The 15,566-nt window shown below is 38.4% G+C and carries 14 protein-coding genes; 11 read left to right on the top strand and 3 right to left on the bottom strand.

The window, feature by feature from the left end:
* The first annotated feature begins 66 nt into the window (after positions 1-66).
* The 6 genes from B9T35_RS03910 to recJ all read left to right on the top strand — a co-directional run bounded on the left by B9T35_RS03910 (position 67) and on the right by recJ (position 7,031).
* Entirely contained in the window at positions 67-864 is a 798-nt protein-coding gene (locus B9T35_RS03910; RefSeq protein WP_086189816.1) for an MBL fold metallo-hydrolase, read from the top strand.
* A gap of 85 nt (positions 865-949) precedes the next feature.
* Complete coding sequence (locus B9T35_RS03905; protein WP_086189815.1) at positions 950-1,315, top strand: YkgJ family cysteine cluster protein; 366 nt, start codon at positions 950-952, stop codon at positions 1,313-1,315.
* 328 nt (positions 1,316-1,643) lie between these two features.
* On the top strand, positions 1,644-3,110 hold the full coding sequence (guaB, locus tag B9T35_RS03900) for an IMP dehydrogenase (protein ID WP_086189814.1): 1,467 nt from the start codon (positions 1,644-1,646) through the stop codon (positions 3,108-3,110).
* Between the two features lie 118 nt (positions 3,111-3,228).
* Entirely contained in the window at positions 3,229-4,563 is a 1,335-nt protein-coding gene (gene glmM / locus B9T35_RS03895) for a phosphoglucosamine mutase (protein ID WP_086189813.1), read from the top strand.
* A gap of 107 nt (positions 4,564-4,670) precedes the next feature.
* Positions 4,671-5,327 (top strand): pyridoxamine 5'-phosphate oxidase, encoded by a 657-nt coding sequence (gene pdxH / locus B9T35_RS03890; RefSeq protein ID WP_086189812.1) that lies wholly within the window; start codon positions 4,671-4,673, stop codon positions 5,325-5,327.
* Positions 5,328-7,031: a single-stranded-DNA-specific exonuclease RecJ gene (recJ, locus tag B9T35_RS03885; RefSeq protein ID WP_086189811.1), complete on the top strand. Its 1,704-nt coding sequence runs from the start codon at positions 5,328-5,330 to the stop codon at positions 7,029-7,031.
* 80 nt (positions 7,032-7,111) lie between these two features.
* Here recJ and B9T35_RS03880 read toward each other — a convergent pair whose 3' ends face one another.
* Positions 7,112-7,879, bottom strand: a complete 768-nt coding sequence (locus tag B9T35_RS03880; protein WP_086189810.1) for a putative porin — start codon at positions 7,877-7,879, stop codon at positions 7,112-7,114.
* Positions 7,880-8,500: 621 nt separating this feature from the next.
* Here B9T35_RS03880 and prfB point away from each other — a divergent pair.
* The 5 genes from prfB to B9T35_RS03855 all read left to right on the top strand — a co-directional run bounded on the left by prfB (position 8,501) and on the right by B9T35_RS03855 (position 13,652).
* Positions 8,501-9,596, top strand: a protein-coding gene (gene prfB / locus B9T35_RS03875) for a peptide chain release factor 2 (protein ID WP_139841999.1) whose coding sequence is annotated in 2 segments (ribosomal slippage) — positions 8,501-8,572 and positions 8,574-9,596 — 1,095 coding nt in all. Because the reading frame shifts where the segments join, the coding sequence is not laid out codon by codon here.
* Positions 9,597-9,749: 153 nt separating this feature from the next.
* Positions 9,750-10,049, top strand: coding sequence for an ArsR/SmtB family transcription factor (locus B9T35_RS03870; RefSeq protein WP_067761589.1), 300 nt, complete (start codon positions 9,750-9,752; stop codon positions 10,047-10,049).
* A 39-nt stretch (positions 10,050-10,088) separates the two neighbouring features.
* Positions 10,089-11,189, top strand: a complete 1,101-nt coding sequence (locus tag B9T35_RS03865) for an alkene reductase (RefSeq protein WP_086189808.1) — start codon at positions 10,089-10,091, stop codon at positions 11,187-11,189.
* 336 nt (positions 11,190-11,525) lie between these two features.
* A complete protein-coding gene (locus B9T35_RS03860) occupies positions 11,526-12,809 on the top strand; it encodes a 3-deoxy-D-manno-octulosonic acid transferase (protein WP_086189807.1) in 1,284 nt (427 codons plus the stop codon).
* Positions 12,810-12,938: 129 nt separating this feature from the next.
* Complete coding sequence (locus tag B9T35_RS03855; RefSeq protein ID WP_086189806.1) at positions 12,939-13,652, top strand: 16S rRNA (uracil(1498)-N(3))-methyltransferase; 714 nt, start codon at positions 12,939-12,941, stop codon at positions 13,650-13,652.
* Here B9T35_RS03855 and B9T35_RS03850 read toward each other — a convergent pair.
* A complete protein-coding gene (locus B9T35_RS03850; protein WP_086189805.1) occupies positions 13,635-14,612 on the bottom strand; it encodes a mechanosensitive ion channel family protein in 978 nt (325 codons plus the stop codon). The two genes, B9T35_RS03855 and B9T35_RS03850, sit on opposite strands and share 18 nt — an antisense overlap.
* Before the next feature lie 118 nt (positions 14,613-14,730).
* Positions 14,731-15,312, bottom strand: coding sequence for a DUF805 domain-containing protein (locus B9T35_RS03845; protein ID WP_086189804.1), 582 nt, complete (start codon positions 15,310-15,312; stop codon positions 14,731-14,733).
* Between the last annotated feature and the right edge of the window lie 254 nt (positions 15,313-15,566).

The raw sequence follows: 15,566 nt of genomic DNA, 5'->3' as shown, positions 1-15,566 counted from the left end.
AAATCCTTATATGTTATAGGGAATAAGTAAAGTTTTATTTTAAAAAGTATTTTTGGGGTTTTTGGTATGGCTTTAGATCGTACAACATCACAGGTTTTATTTGATAATGGTACACACAAATGCATTAGTTTTACCAGTTTGGTAAAAGGCGAAGGTGTACAGGCAAATCAGTTTCTCATTTTAGATCATGAGCGTGCAGCTGTTTTAGATCCAGGGGGTGATTTAACCTATGTTCCGTTAACCATGGAATTGAATCGCTATACACGATTGCAGAATTTAGACTATGTGATGGCTTCGCACCAAGATCCTGACATTATTACTTCTATGCCACGTTGGTTGGTTTATACCGATGCAAAAGTGGTGGCATCAAAATTATGGGCCCGCTTTTTACCCCATTTAAATTCTGCTTTTATGAGCGATCGAATGAAAGGTGGTTGGTTAGAGCGATTAATTGAATTACCAGATCAAGGTGGTGTGATTTCTTTAGGTGAATCTAGAATTATTGTTGTACCTGCTCATTTTTTACATTCAGTCGGTAATTTTCAGTTTTATGATCCAATTGCAAAAATTTTATTTTCTGGAGATATGGGGGCTTCAATTGTTGATGAAGCATCTGCATCTTTAGACGATTTTGAGGCACATATTCCAAAGATGAAAGGTTTTCATCAGCGTTATATGTGTTCCAACAAAGTCATTCGCTTATGGGTGAAGATGGTACGGGGTATGGACATTGAAATGATTGTTCCACAACACGGCACACCATTTATAGGGAAGGTACAGATTAATCAGTTTTTAGATTGGATTGAAACGCTAGAGTGCGGGATTGATTTAATGGATCAATCTATTTTTACCTGTCCTGAATAAGCCAGTCACAAAAATATATTGAGTTTAATCGCAACTTTTTTTAGGATTCTCAAAAGTAAAATATTGATAACGAGAATTTTAAAAAATGTTGTCCCAAATCGCGACGCAGGATGCGTGTTTAAGTTGTGGGGCATGTTGTGCTCATTTTCGAGTCTCATTTTATTGGGCAGAAGGTGAAATGATTCCCAATGAAATGCTTGAAGTTTTAACGCCTGTATATTCTTGTATGAAAGGTACCAATCAAGCTCAGTCGAGATGTATTGCATTAGAAGGTAAAATTGGTGAGTTTGCCAGTTGCCAAATTTATGAACAGCGCAGTTCTTCATGCAAAGAAGTGCAGGTCGCTGATTCACAATGCCATAAAGCGCGTACAGCGCATGGCTTAATTCCTTTAATTGAAATTGATCCTGCTGTTCCAAGCAATGATGATGGTTATGATCAGGTAGTTTAATTGACGGAATGAGTCTAGTATAAAAATTTGAAGTGCCAATAAAATTATTCTTGAGTGCTTTATTGTAGAAAGTACCGATGATATTGAGAATATTGAAGTCTATAGATGTATTGAATAAAGCCTTTTTATTTTTATTTAAAGATAGAAGTAAAGAGGGTATTTATGTTGAGATAGAATATCTAATTTTAAAATTATAGATTGGTCGAACTTAATAATGATTTAACTTTTCAAAGTGTTGCAGATACTTCTGAAAAAACTATGCAATTAAAATGAAAAATAAACTGAAGTTTGTATATAATAGCTCACGGAAATTACCAGCGAGACTGTTATGTTGACCATCGTTCAAGAAGCCCTAACCTTCGATGATGTCTTATTACTCCCTGCCTATTCTACTGTCCTCCCAAAAGATGTCTCTCTAAAGACACGCCTTACACGCGGCATTAATCTGAATATTCCAATGGTATCAGCAGCGATGGATACAGTGACTGAGTCACGTATGGCAATTGCTATGGCACAACATGGTGGTATTGGTATTCTACATAAAAACATGGATATTTCTGCTCAGGCAGCAGAAGTTCGCCGTGTGAAAAAATTCGAAGCAGGGATGGTGAAAGACCCAATCACTGTGACTCCAGAAACAACCGTTCGTGACCTTATTGAAATCACTCAGTCGAATAACATCAGTGGTGTACCTGTTGTTAAAGATGGCAAAGTGGTGGGAATTGTAACGGGTCGTGATACACGTTTTGTCACTAATTTAGAACAACCTGTGAGTAACATCATGACGGGTCAAGACCGTCTTGTGACTGTGAAAGAAGGTGAGTCGAAAGAACGTATTCAAGCATTGTTGCAAAAAAACCGTATTGAAAAAGTATTGGTAGTTGGCGATAACAATGAATTAAAGGGCTTAATTACGGTCACTGATTTCCGTAAAGCTGAACTCTATCCATTAAGCTGTAAAGATGACTTAGGTCGTTTACGTGTTGGCGCAGCAGTGGGTACAGGTATTGAAACACCTGCACGTGTTGAAGCATTGGTTGATGCTGGTGTAGATGTGATTGTTGTTGATACTGCACATGGTCATTCTGCGGGTGTGATTGAACGTGTGCGTTGGGTAAAAGCAAACTACCCACAAGTTCAAGTCATTGGCGGTAATATTGCAACAGGTGATGCTGCTTTGGCATTACTGGATGCTGGCGCAGATGCTGTGAAAGTGGGTATTGGTCCTGGTTCAATTTGTACAACACGTATTGTTGCAGGTATTGGTATGCCACAAATGTCAGCCATTGACAGTGTTGCCAATGCGTTGAAAGATCAGATTCCTTTAATTGCTGATGGTGGTATTCGCTTTTCTGGTGATATCGCAAAAGCAATTGGGGCTGGTGCAAGTACAATTATGGTCGGTTCACTCATGGCAGGTACTGAAGAAGCACCTGGCGAAGTTGAATTTTTCCAAGGTCGTTACTACAAAGCATATCGTGGCATGGGTTCATTGGGTGCAATGGCGGGTGCAACAGGTTCTGCAGACCGTTATTTCCAAGACGCTAAAGCGGGTGCCGAAAAGTTAGTACCAGAAGGTATTGAAGGTCGTGTACCGTATAAAGGTCCAATGGGGAATATCGTTCATCAAATGATGGGTGGTTTACGTTCATCTATGGGCTATACAGGTTCTGCAACAATTGAAGATCTTCGTCAAAATGCAAAATTTGTAAAAATTACATCTGCAGGAATGCAAGAATCGCATGTGCATGATGTAACGATTACCAAAGAAGCGCCAAACTATCGCGTTGGTTAATCTTTAGTAAAGTTTGAGTGAAAAAAGCCGTCAGTTTATGACGGCTTTTTTATTTTGGTGTAAAGTAGACTCAAGGAATAGATACTGTTAAACAACACGATAATAAAGTGGGTAAAAAATGAGTTATTTTGGTACAGATGGTATTCGCGGTAAATTTGGTGAATTGCCAATTACTCCTGAATTTGCACTTAAATTAGGATTCGCAGCAGGCAAAGTATTAAAACAATTAAGTCCGAAGTCCAAACCGATTGTTGTATTGGGTAAAGATACCCGTCTTTCAGGCTATATTTTAGAAGCCGCTTTACAGGCAGGTTTAAATGCGGCAGGTGTCTATGTACATCTGTTAGGACCATTGCCAACACCTGCAATTGCTCATTTAACCCGTGCTTTACATGCCAATTTAGGGATTGTGATTTCGGCTTCACATAACCCTTACTTTGATAATGGTATTAAATTTTTCTCAGATGAAGGTAAGAAATTACCTGAAGCTGTGCAAGATGCGATTAACCAAGAATTAGAAAAAGACATCGTAATTGATGACACCGCTAATTTGGGTAAAAGTGTTCGTGTAAATGATGCCAATGGTCGTTATATCGAATTTTGCAAATCAACCTTTCCTTACCACTTTAACTTACGCCATTTAAAAATCGTGGTCGATTGTGCGAATGGTGCTGCCTATGGTGTAGGTCCATCTGTATTTCGTGAGTTAGGTGCAAAGGTTGTTGTATTAAATGCTGAACCGAATGGTTTAAATATTAATGAAAATTGTGGTTCAACTCATCCTGAACACTTACAGAAAGCAGTGGTTGAACATGAAGCTGATTTAGGCATTGCCTTTGATGGTGATGCAGACCGTGTGGTTCTGGTCGATCGTCAGGGTCGTTTGGTCGATGGTGACCATATTTTATATATTCTAGCAACTCAAGCGAAGCATAAGCCAGAGGGAATTGTCGGTACGGTCATGAGTAATATGGCTTTGGAGTTGGCTTTGGAAAAAGCACAAGTTCCTTTTGTACGCGCTAATGTGGGTGACCGTTATGTATTACAAAGCCTAGATGAACATTCGTGGGTGATTGGTGGTGAGCCATCAGGTCATATTTTGACTTTAGATAAAAGTACCACAGGCGATGCCATTATTGCGGCATTACAAGTATTAACCGTGATGGTTGAGCAAGATAAAGCTTTAGATGAATTGATCAGTGATTTTAAATTATTTCCAAACGTGCTGGTCAACGTACGATTAGAACAAATGTTTGATCCCTTTGCAGTTCATGCTTTAGTGAGTCAGTTTGATCAAGCTGAAGCGCAATTGAAAGGTCGTGGACGGATATTGATTCGTAAATCAGGTACTGAACCGATCATTCGCGTGATGGTTGAAGGTGATGATTTACAAGAAGTCACGACATTGGCCAATCAATTGGCAGATGCTGTACGTCAACAAACAATTGCTTAATCAAACATATTGTATAAGGATTAATTGCTTCTTTATTTTTCTTTAAAGAGCGCTTAAAAGGCTTTATGAAAGAAGTTTTGATTTAGATATTTTAAGGATAGGGTTTCATGAGTGATGTAATTAAAGATTTAAGTGAGTTACGCCTGACTTATGAAAAAGATGAACTGCATGAAGAACAAGTGGATGCCGATCCACATCAACAGTTTCTTGTTTGGTTTAATCTTGCTTTAGAAGCAAAGCTACATGAACCCTATGCCATGTCATTGGCAACAGCCGATGCACAGGGACGACCACATGTACGCACTGTATTATTACGTGGTGCGACAGAAGCAGGTTATGACTTCTATACCAATTATGATAGTCAAAAAGGCTTAGATTTAGCTGTGAATCCTTATGCAGAATTTTTGTTTTATTGGCCTGAATTAGAGCGTCAGATTCGTATTGGTGGTCATGTTGCTAAAATTTCTTTAGAAGAATCGACGGATTATTATCATAAACGTCCGCGTGATAGCCAAATTGCTGCACATATTAGTACACCACAAAGTGGTGTAATAGAAAGTCGTGAATTACTTCAACAACACTTTCAAGAGTTGCATGATCGTGTCGAGTCAAATACAGAATTGGAAAAACCTGAATTTTGGGGTGGATATCGTTTAGAACCAATGCATTATGAATTTTGGCAAGGTCGGCCAAACCGTTTACATGATCGTTTGAGTTATGAAAAACTAAATGGAAGATGGACTTTACAGCGTTTGATGCCTTAAATGCCAAATATTCAAATTAAACAGCGACCACTTATCACACGCCCAGAGCATTTTCAGAGGGTGTCTACATTTGTTGCTGAAATTTTGGCACGCCGTGGAGTAGAGTCAGAACAAGAGTTAGATTTAAAGCTTAAATATCTGCTTGCACCGAAAATGAAAGGCTTAGATCAAGCGATTCAAATTATAGATACGGCAATTGATCAGCAAAAAAAAATCGTGATTGTTGGTGATTATGATGCAGATGGAGCAACCAGTACTGCACTGATGATCTTAGCGCTGAGAGATATGGGTGCAAATGTTGAATATTTGGTTCCAGATCGTTTTAAATATGGTTATGGATTAACACCAAAAATTGCAGATTTAGCTTTTACAAGCTATCAGCCTGATCTATTGATTACAGTCGATAACGGTATTTCCAGTCATGCAGGTGTCGAGCAAGCACAGTTACATGGCATGCAGGTGATTATTACTGATCACCACCTAACAACCAAAGAAACGCCAAAAGCTGAAGCCGTGGTTAATCCAAATCAATTGGGTTGTGAGTTTCCAAGTAAAGCGTTGGCTGGAGTCGGGGTTGCTTTTTATCTATTGGCCAATTTATCGAGTCATCGAGCTAAGCAAGGAAAATCAGGATCGAAAGTTGTGCAATATCTTGATCTTGTGGCTTTAGGGACTTATGCAGATGTGGCAAGTTTGGATTATAACAACCGTATTCTGGTCGATTCGGGTTTAAAACGTATCCAACAAAACCAATGCCGAGCTGGAATTAGCGCTTTATTGGACATTGCGGGACGAGATCCTGCAGAATTAAAAGCACAAGATTTAGGCTTTGTACTGGGTCCACGCATTAATGCCGCAGGGCGTATGGAAACCATGGACATTGGTATTGAATGTCTATTGGCTGTGGATATGCAAGTCGCTTATCCCTTGGCGCGTCAACTGAATGATTTAAATTTAGAACGTCGTCAGGTTGAAAATCAGATGAAACAGGAAGCATTGTCTGAATTAGAAAACTTAAAATTAGATCAAGATCATTTACCTGCTGCTTTGGTGATGTTTGATGAGCATTGGCATCAAGGGGTGATTGGGATTGTTGCAGGGCGTTTAAAGGAACAATTTCATCGTCCAAGTATTGTCTTTGCGGCTGATCAAGATGGCATTCATATCAAAGGTTCCGCACGTTCAATTGATGGTATTCATATTCGAGACTGTATTGAAAAAGTCGCTGAACAATCTCCGCATTTGGTCAGTCATTTTGGTGGGCATGCAGTGGCGGCAGGATTAACCCTCAAAAAAGAGCATTTTGAAGAATTTAATTCTGCCTTTACTCAACTCATTCAAAATATGGATGAAGAGTTATTCCAAGCAACTTTGTGGACAGATGGTGAATTAGCACATCAAGCGTTTACATTAACCACAGTAGATATGATTGAACAATTGGGGCCTTGGGGGCAAAAATTTCCTGCCCCAATTTTTGAAGGGCGATTTAAAGTTTTAGATTATCGATGGTTAAAAGAAATTCATTTAAAATTAAAATTAGCTTTAGATACAGGACAGTCTGTAGAGGCAATTGCTTTTAACGCAGCAGATAAATTTGATTTTGATCCTCAACAAAGTTCTGTGCGTATTGTTTATGAACTGGATAAAAACCAATTCAATGGTCAGGTGAATGTGCAATTAAAAATGTTGCATCTAGAACACTAAGATTAAGCATAGAAATGAAGTAATAAAAAACCGCTCCAATGAAGCGGTTTTTTATTTTAGTTTTGTTGTTTCAGTCTAAATTAGAAGCGGTATGCGCCACGTAGACCAAAAGTATTGTAGTTGTCACCAAAACCAACACGACCTTCAAGGCTTACTTGTTGATTTAAGAATTTTTTAGCAGAAATACCAAACTCATCACGATCAGTTAAATCGTTATTGTAGTAATCAGCACCGACACTTAATGTTTTATCAAGGTAGTAATCACCGCGTACGCTATATTCATCAAGGTCACCGAAAGCACCATATGCTTCTACATTAACATCATGCTGACCGACTTGAGTTACATATTTAGCACGAATTGTTGGATCTGCACCATCATCGCCATCTTTTGCATCATAGCCTTTTACACCCACTGCAAGTAATAGGCCTGGCGCTGGTAAATAACCTACTTCTGCACCATAAGTTGTTACTTTAGTATCGATTGGCGTATTGTCAACTTCATGTTCGCTACGACCGACATTACCACTTAAGTAAAAATCGCTATTTGGTACGAAGTACTCAATGCCTGCGCCATACTGCGTATTTTTTACATCGTTATTATTACCATAATTCACTTCGGCTTTAACATTACTCGCACGATCTAAAAATGCTGCTTCATTTAATGGCGCATTACGTGTTTGAACTGGATTGAAGTAGTAAGTTCCATCTACACCAAAATTATGTGTGCCATCAAAGTCATCCCAATCAGTGTAAGTGTAAGAACCACCAACTTCTGCTTGGTACGCATTTGCAGTACCTGACATTGCTAACGCAGATAATAGCGCTGATGCAATTGCTAATTTTTTCATGGTGAGAACCCCTCTGAAAGTTTGGCTTAATTTAATACATTTTTTGTTACAAGTTTAGTGTAGAGGAATTTGATCGATGGTCAATCCTGAGTACGTAACAGGATTGTAATATACGTAATGTTGTGTAATTAATTTGTTTTAAATATATGATATTTAATTATTAATTAATGTGTTTAGTTTTATTAAAACTGTGTAGGTAGTGTGGAGGTTTGTGTGGGTTGCGTGAAATTAATACATATTTTGTAATAAAAAAAGCATTTTTTAATAAAGTATCTGTTTAGAAAAAGGCATTTAAAGACACAAAATTGACTTAAAAACGATAAGTTGTATTCATATTAAATGTTTCTAAATCGCCACCAAAGCCAAGTGCGCAAGCCACAGCTAGGTTTGAATTTAAGAAATATCGATGAATGCCAAAGCAAGTAAAGAACGTTTCATCGGATTAAGCCTTTTAGATTTTTATTGTAAAATTATAAAAATGTGACAAAAGCGCACGAACTCTTCATTTTCTTGTTACAAAGATCAAGAGTTGAGCATCTTTTTTTCGCTGAATCCATGCGATATTGTTGAGTCGGCATGTGGTAGAATTGCGCCGTTTTAAATTCGAATAGGATTCATCTCGTGGAAATTAATCCATATCTAAACCAATTAAAAGACTTAAACGAACGTGGTCAAACACTACGGGGGTATCTTTGACTACGATCTGAAGAAAGAGCGTTTAGAAGAAGTTCTCCGTGAGTTAGAAGATCCAACGATTTGGAATGATCAAAGCCGTGCACAAGCAATGGCAAAAGAAAAGGGTGAACTGGAAAACGTTATCAACGTATTAGAAGGTTTATCGACTCAGCTTGAAGATGCGCAAGCGCTACTTGAACTTGCAGTTGAAGAAGATGATGAAAGTTTACTTGAAGATGTTCAGAGTGAACTTGATGCGGGTGAAACAGCTTTAGCGAAACTTGAATTTAATCGGATGTTTAGTCATCCGATGGATCCAAATCCATGTTATGTAGAAATTCAAGCAGGTTCTGGTGGTACAGAAGCACAAGATTGGGCTTCAATGTTGTTACGCATGTATTTGCGTTGGATTGAACGTCACGGCTTTAAAGCTGAATTGATGGAAGAATCTGCGGGTGATGTGGCAGGGATTAAGTCTGCAACGATTCGTGTTGAAGGTGAATATGCCTATGGTTGGTTGCGTACTGAATCAGGTGTACATCGTTTAGTGCGTAAATCACCTTTTGATTCGGGAAATCGTCGTCACACATCGTTCTCAGCAGTTTTTGTTTCGCCTGAAGTTGACGATAATATTGAGATTGATATTAATCCGTCGGATGTTCGTACAGACACCTATCGTGCATCAGGTGCAGGTGGTCAGCATATTAATAAAACCGATTCTGCAGTACGTTTAACCCATGCGCCAACAGGTATTGTGGTGGCTTGTCAGAACCAGCGTTCGCAACATGCCAACCGTGACCATGCATGGAAGCAGTTACGTGCTAAGCTTTATGAATTAGAGATGCAGAAACGTAGTGAAGCTTCACAGGCATTAGAAGATTCTAAATCTGATATTGGCTGGGGAAGTCAAATCCGTTCTTATGTATTAGATGACTCACGTATTAAAGATTTACGCACAGGTGTAGAAAATTCAAATACGGGTGCAGTACTTGATGGCGATTTAGATCGTTTTATTGAGGCAAGTTTAAAGCAGGGTTTGTAATGGCTTTGCTCTAATTTATATTTTTAAGTAAAACAAAGCTCTAAACGCATTTTTACAATATATCTAAAAAATTCGATATTAAAATCGAATAAATGCGATATATTAAGGAAAAGATGTTGAATAGAGCTTTGTGATTTATTGAATGTGTCTACTATGGATATTGATTTAATTTTTAAAGCACTGGCAAATCCTACTCGCCGACAAATATTGGAATGGTTAAAATCCCCTGAACAATTTTTATCGGAAGAGCAGTGCGGTGGCTTTAAACGTGGTGTTTGTGCAGGGAATATCGAAAAACTCGGTAATGTCTCTCAGTCCACGATGTCTAATCATTTATCAGTATTGCAACAGGCAGGTTTAATTCAAGCAGAAAAATATGGTCAATGGTCCTATTTTTCTCGCAATGAAGTTCTTATTCAGCAGTATATTGATTATCTGCAAAACTCACTGTAATACATCTAATTTCAGGTGTGCGTGAGTCATGAGGCATCTATGGCTGAATTATCTTCTCCCCTTATTCTTGGCGATTTACATCTAAAAAATCGTGTGATCATGGCACCTTTAACACGTAGTCGTGCGACAGATGATCGTGTTCCAACCCCAATGATGGCTGAGCATTATGCACAACGTGCAAGTGCAGGTTTAATCATTTCAGAAGCAACTGTGATTTCTGAAGCAGCCAATGGTTATTTCAATACCCCAGGATTATTCACCGATGCGCAAGTTAAAGGTTGGAAATCTGTCACTCAAGCTGTGCATGATAAAGGCGGTTTGATTGTTGCACAGCTTTGGCATGTGGGTCGCGTATCACATCCTGATTTGCTCAGTGGTGATACACCTGTATCTGCAAGTTCAGTACAGCAAAAAGGGCAAGTGAGTTTATTGCGTCCAAAACGTGATTATGTCGTACCTCGTGCGCTTGAAATTACTGAAATTAAGACCATTATTGAACAGTTTAAACAGGCTGCAATTCGTGCCAAAGAGGCAGGTTTTGATGGCGTAGAATTGCATGGTGCCAATGGTTATTTAATTGATCAGTTCTTACAAAGTTCAACCAATCAGCGTGAAGATGAATATGGTGGTTCGGTAGAAAACCGTGCGCGTTTATTGCTCGAAGTGGTTGATGCATTAATTGAAGTTTGGGGTGCGGGGCGTGTAGGCGTACATTTAGCACCGCGCGGTGATGAGCATGATATGGGTGATGCTGATCCACGTGAAACCTTTGGTTATGCTTTAGAGCAACTGGGTCAGCGTAAAATTGCGTTCTTCTTTACCCGTGAATATTTGGCAGATGACAGCATCAGTGAATATTTGAAAGCACGTTCAGGTGGTGTGCCTTATATTGCCAATATGAAACTTAGCCGTAATGATGCCATTGCATTATTGGCTTCAGGCCAAGCGGATGCTGTGTCTTTTGGTAAAGCGTATATTGCCAATCCTGATTTGTACGAACGTTTGGTTCAGGATGCGCCTTTGAATGAGTTGGTCTTTGACAATATGATCGGTGCTCAAACTGCTGAAGGATATATTGATTATCCAACTTTGGCAGAAAGTCTTGTTGCTCAGAACGCTGAAAATGAAGTATCTGCATAAACTTGCATTGCACTGTTAAGTCGGGATTTTTTGATTTCTACTTTCTGATTTATTCAGCAAGGTTTTAACTGTATTAGGTAGAAACTCTGGTGATTTTTGTTTTTCAGAAGTAACTAGAGTTTTTATTGAGTTGAAGATTCATTCTTGGATATTCTGCTTAATGTGTACTATCGCCAGCACACTCAAGTATCAATAGTTTTCGATTTCAATATTGATCATGCATATTTTCTATTCATCTAAAAAGAATGAGTGAAACGAATCTCTTCAACTTTATTCTTTAACAACCGAATAAGGCTCTGTTATATTTGCCGATTCAATCTATTCCGAGGCATTGGTTTGGCAACTCCTTTTTGGTATAACGCATTATTATCCATTGTTAAGCCCTTGTATAAATGGCGGATAAAAAAGCGTGCCTTAGATTTAGCACGATACCAACAAGAATGTCTGGAACGTTTTGGACCATTTCAACCACCCAAGAATAAAAATACCATTTGGTTTCATGCCGTTTCTGTCGGTGAAACTAATGCAGCACAACCTTTAATTGAACATTATTTAAAATTGGGTCATGCAGTACTGGTCACCAATACCACTAAAACAGGTCAGGCGCGGGCAAAGTCACTTTTTCTAAAAGCGCCTTTCGAGGCTTTATTTCAAGCGGTTTATTTACCTGCGGATCAAAAAAGTTTAATCAGTGCATTTTTTGAAAAATATCAGCCTAGACTTTTAATTCTAGTCGAGACTGAGCTTTGGCCAAATTTACTTGATCAGGCTCAACAGTTTGTTGTACCAAGCTTGTTGGTCAATGCACGACTTTCAGAAAAATCGGCTGCAGGCTATGGCAAAGTTCCAAGCCTAACCAAACCCATGTTACAAAGTCTCAGTCAGCTCCTTGCACAAGATATTGCAACACAACAGCGTTTTATTGATTTAGGAATTTCTGCCCAAAAAACACAAGTTTTAGGCAGTATTAAATTTGATATTCATGCACCCGAACAATTTATTCAGCAAGCCTCTCAACTCAAGCATGATTGGAATTTATCTACTCGGAAAATCATCACCATTGCGAGTACGCATGCCCCTGAAGAGCAACTGTTACTTTCAGCTTTAAAACCCTATTTGGCTCAGCATCCCGAATATTTGTGTATCGTTGTACCTCGCCATCCTGAACGTTTCGATGATGTATTTAATCTGGCACAACAGTTAAATTTAAACACCCAACGTCGTAGCTTAAATCAGTCGATTCAGTTGGATACACAAGTTTATCTTGCGGATAGTATGGGGGAGTTGTGGCTTTGGTATGCTTTAAGTCAGGCCTGTTTTGTCGGTGGTTCATTAAATGAACCAGGTGGTGGGCATAATATTTTAGAACCGATGGCATTGCATGTGCCTACAGTGATTGGCCCCAATTATTTTAATTTTCATGCCATTGTGGATGAGTTCTTACAAGCGGATGCCGTGAAAGTTGGGCAATCAGCAGATGAAATTGTTGAGCTTTTAGTCCGATGCATTGAAGATCAAGCTTTTGCCGAAGATTTATCAAAACATGCGATACAAGTTTTGGATAAGAATAAAGGGTCTTTGCAAAAACATATTGCTGTGATTGATCAATATCTTAAATAAATGATTTTCACTACGACCAGCAGGTACTTTGCATATTACATAAACATGAATAACCGTTTAATTTTTCTTTCTCAAGTAAAGTTAAAAGACATTATCTAAGCGATCCATTGAAAAATTGGTATTAATAAAATGAACATCGTCCTGTTAGACGCACGTCAGACTCAATCTGAAATTTGGACGATTTCTTCCAAACGGCAAGTTGAACATTTAAAGACTCATGTAGATGTAGAGCTTGGTGATACGCTAAAAGTGGGAATTCGTGAAGGCAAACGTTATCTCACTGAAATTGTTTCTATTTCAGAGCAAAGTATTCAAATTAAACCGATTCAGGAAGAAGCTGTTCCTGCCAAATTACCTGTTACTTTAATTGTTGCTATGCCTCGTCCTAAGGTTTTACGTCGTTTAATCATGGATGCAGTGACTTTGGGTGTAGATAAATTCATTCTTATTCACAGTTATCGCGTAGATAAAAGTTATTGGCAAACCCCCTTTTTACAACAACTGGATCAATATATTACGTTGGGTTTAGAACAAGCGGGGGATACTATTGCTCCCCAAATTGAAATTTACAAACGCTTTAAACCTTTTGTTGAAGACATACTTCCGAGTTTGATTGATACATCTCATCCTGCTTATGTAGCACACCCTTATGCAGCCGAGAAAATGGCATGTGCCATTGAGCATTCATGCACGGTGATTATTGGTCCAGAAGGTGGTTTTATTCCTTATGAGATTGATTTACTCATCAAAAACGGCTGCCAAGCAGTGAGCTTAGGCAGCCGAATTATTCGAACTGAAACTGTTATTCCCTATGTTTTGGGCAGATTATTTAGCACGACCTGAATCGAGTTCATCCACAGACGGATCGCCACGATAAACTTTGACTTCTTGTACAGGGTAAGGAATCGAAATATTGTGTTTGGCAAAAGCATCAATGACCAATTCCTGAACTTCACTGACAGATGCAGACGTTGAAGTTTCGGTAGTATTGACCCACCATTGAACTTTTAAATTAATAGAGAAATCTGCCAAAGCAGCAACATTAACACTAAAGCCCGGTTGGCTTAGAATTTTAGTATCTCGATCCAGTAATTTGAGAATGATATCTTTGGCTTTTTGCACATCATCTTCATAACCAATGCCGACAATAAACTCACAACGACGACGTTGGTATGCTGTATTTACAGTCACTGCACTGGTATATACCGTGGCATTGGGTATCACGATACGACGACCATCTGGTGAGCGTAAAAATGTTGCACGAATTTGGATATCTTCGACTGTACCTTCCATGTTATTGACGATGATGTCATCACCAATTTTGAAGGGTTCGCCCAAAAGAATCAGAATGCCTGACAGCATATTTTGAAAAATATCTTTAAATGCAAAACCGATGGCAACAGAACCAATGCCGAGTGCACTCATTAATTGACTTGGCGTAAAGCCCGGAATGGCGATGACCATTGCAATTAAAAAACCAAAAAAGATAATTGCAGTACTACCAACACGGTTTAGTACTAAGACTAAATTTTGACGGGTATAAGAGCGATTTTCTAATGTTTTACGAACAAAAAATTTGAAGAGTTTAGACAATAACCAAAAAATAAACAGCACGACAAGGGCGATGCACAAATAAGGCATACGCTCCCAAAATCCATCGACAAATTTATCAATCGTGGAATATGCATCATTGTACTTTGCAGTGTGTTCAATGACTGATTTTGCTGTTTTTTCACCAGCACTATGAATCAATTGTGTGGTGTCTTGAGCGACCTCACTTAAGGTATTTGCTTCTTCAGCCACGATATTGTCCAATAAAAAAGTTGCGCTATTTTGCCTGAAATATTTCCGAAATAAAGTATATCAGTTGACTGATTATTAAACTGTCGAGCAACTGTTGTGTTTCGTTAAAAGAAAGTGATTAAAAATACTCAGTTCCTGTTTGAATAATGACATTTGGGCTCTCAATATCACCTGTACCCATGAAATAAGAAACGATGCTAGCCGTTGCAAAAATACTAAAGATCGTCATCAAAATCATCAGCCAAGCCAACATTTTCTCAAGGAAGTGTGAGGGACGAGGAAAGCCAAAATTATTTAAACCTGAGTCTCCGCGGGCGAAAATGAGATAGAGCGCAAAAAAGAAATTAATCACAGGAATAAACAAGCAGATACAGTACCAACCTGATTTATTTCGGTCGTGTAAGCGCCTAATCACGATGATGAAATTAAAATAAAGATAGATACAACTCATTAAAAAATAGGCAATACCCGAAAATCCCATGAAAAATTGTAGATCATGTTCATTTAAATGAAATGTATTCAGATTGAAAATGCCTAAAAATACGCTTAAAGCAACTATCGCAAAAAAATACATTAAATTGAGAAAACTATACCAAGCAATATAGCTCAAACGATTGAATCGCCCATGAGTAGATAAGGGAGATACTTGCTTTACAGTATGATTTTTTGAAAAAAAGGATGAAGAATCTTGAGCGTGCATATACATGATCCACTTGGAGGGAGGTTCACTCAATAAAAGTGATTGGTCTGAAAATGCTATCCATTTTCAAACATACAAATTATAAGATTAAAAGTGTAGGGATATTGAAAATTCACAAGATTTTGGCAAATAATCGCGCTATTCTCTAGTATAACGAAAATATCTAGTCTACGACCAAAGCCTAATTGTTGTGCAATTTGAGCTGTCGTAATACTGAACGCATGCACGTAATAAAATCAATAATCTAAGCATAC

The organism is Acinetobacter sp. ANC 3832, assembly GCF_002135415.1.
In the GTDB taxonomy this organism is placed as follows: Bacteria; Pseudomonadota; Gammaproteobacteria; order Pseudomonadales; family Moraxellaceae; genus Acinetobacter.
The sequence above is the reverse complement of the archived record's forward strand: the minus strand, read 5'-3'. Positions and strand labels throughout refer to the sequence as shown.

Excerpts from the sequence above, each read along its gene's own strand:
- B9T35_RS03855 (WP_086189806.1), top strand. The coding sequence starts at position 12,939 with ATGAACATCGTCCTGTTAGACGCACGTCAGACTCAATCTGAAATTTGG.
- pdxH (WP_086189812.1), top strand. The coding sequence starts at position 4,671 with ATGAGTGATGTAATTAAAGATTTAAGTGAGTTACGCCTGACTTATGAA.
- B9T35_RS03845 (WP_086189804.1), bottom strand. The coding sequence starts at position 15,312 with ATGCACGCTCAAGATTCTTCATCCTTTTTTTCAAAAAATCATACTGTA.
- B9T35_RS03880 (WP_086189810.1), bottom strand. The coding sequence starts at position 7,879 with ATGAAAAAATTAGCAATTGCATCAGCGCTATTATCTGCGTTAGCAATG.
- B9T35_RS03865 (WP_086189808.1), top strand. The coding sequence starts at position 10,089 with ATGGCTGAATTATCTTCTCCCCTTATTCTTGGCGATTTACATCTAAAA.
- B9T35_RS03910 (WP_086189816.1), top strand. The coding sequence starts at position 67 with ATGGCTTTAGATCGTACAACATCACAGGTTTTATTTGATAATGGTACA.
- glmM (WP_086189813.1), top strand. The coding sequence starts at position 3,229 with ATGAGTTATTTTGGTACAGATGGTATTCGCGGTAAATTTGGTGAATTG.
- guaB (WP_086189814.1), top strand. The coding sequence starts at position 1,644 with ATGTTGACCATCGTTCAAGAAGCCCTAACCTTCGATGATGTCTTATTA.
- B9T35_RS03905 (WP_086189815.1), top strand. The coding sequence starts at position 950 with ATGTTGTCCCAAATCGCGACGCAGGATGCGTGTTTAAGTTGTGGGGCA.
- B9T35_RS03870 (WP_067761589.1), top strand. The coding sequence starts at position 9,750 with ATGGATATTGATTTAATTTTTAAAGCACTGGCAAATCCTACTCGCCGA.
- recJ (WP_086189811.1), top strand. The coding sequence starts at position 5,328 with ATGCCAAATATTCAAATTAAACAGCGACCACTTATCACACGCCCAGAG.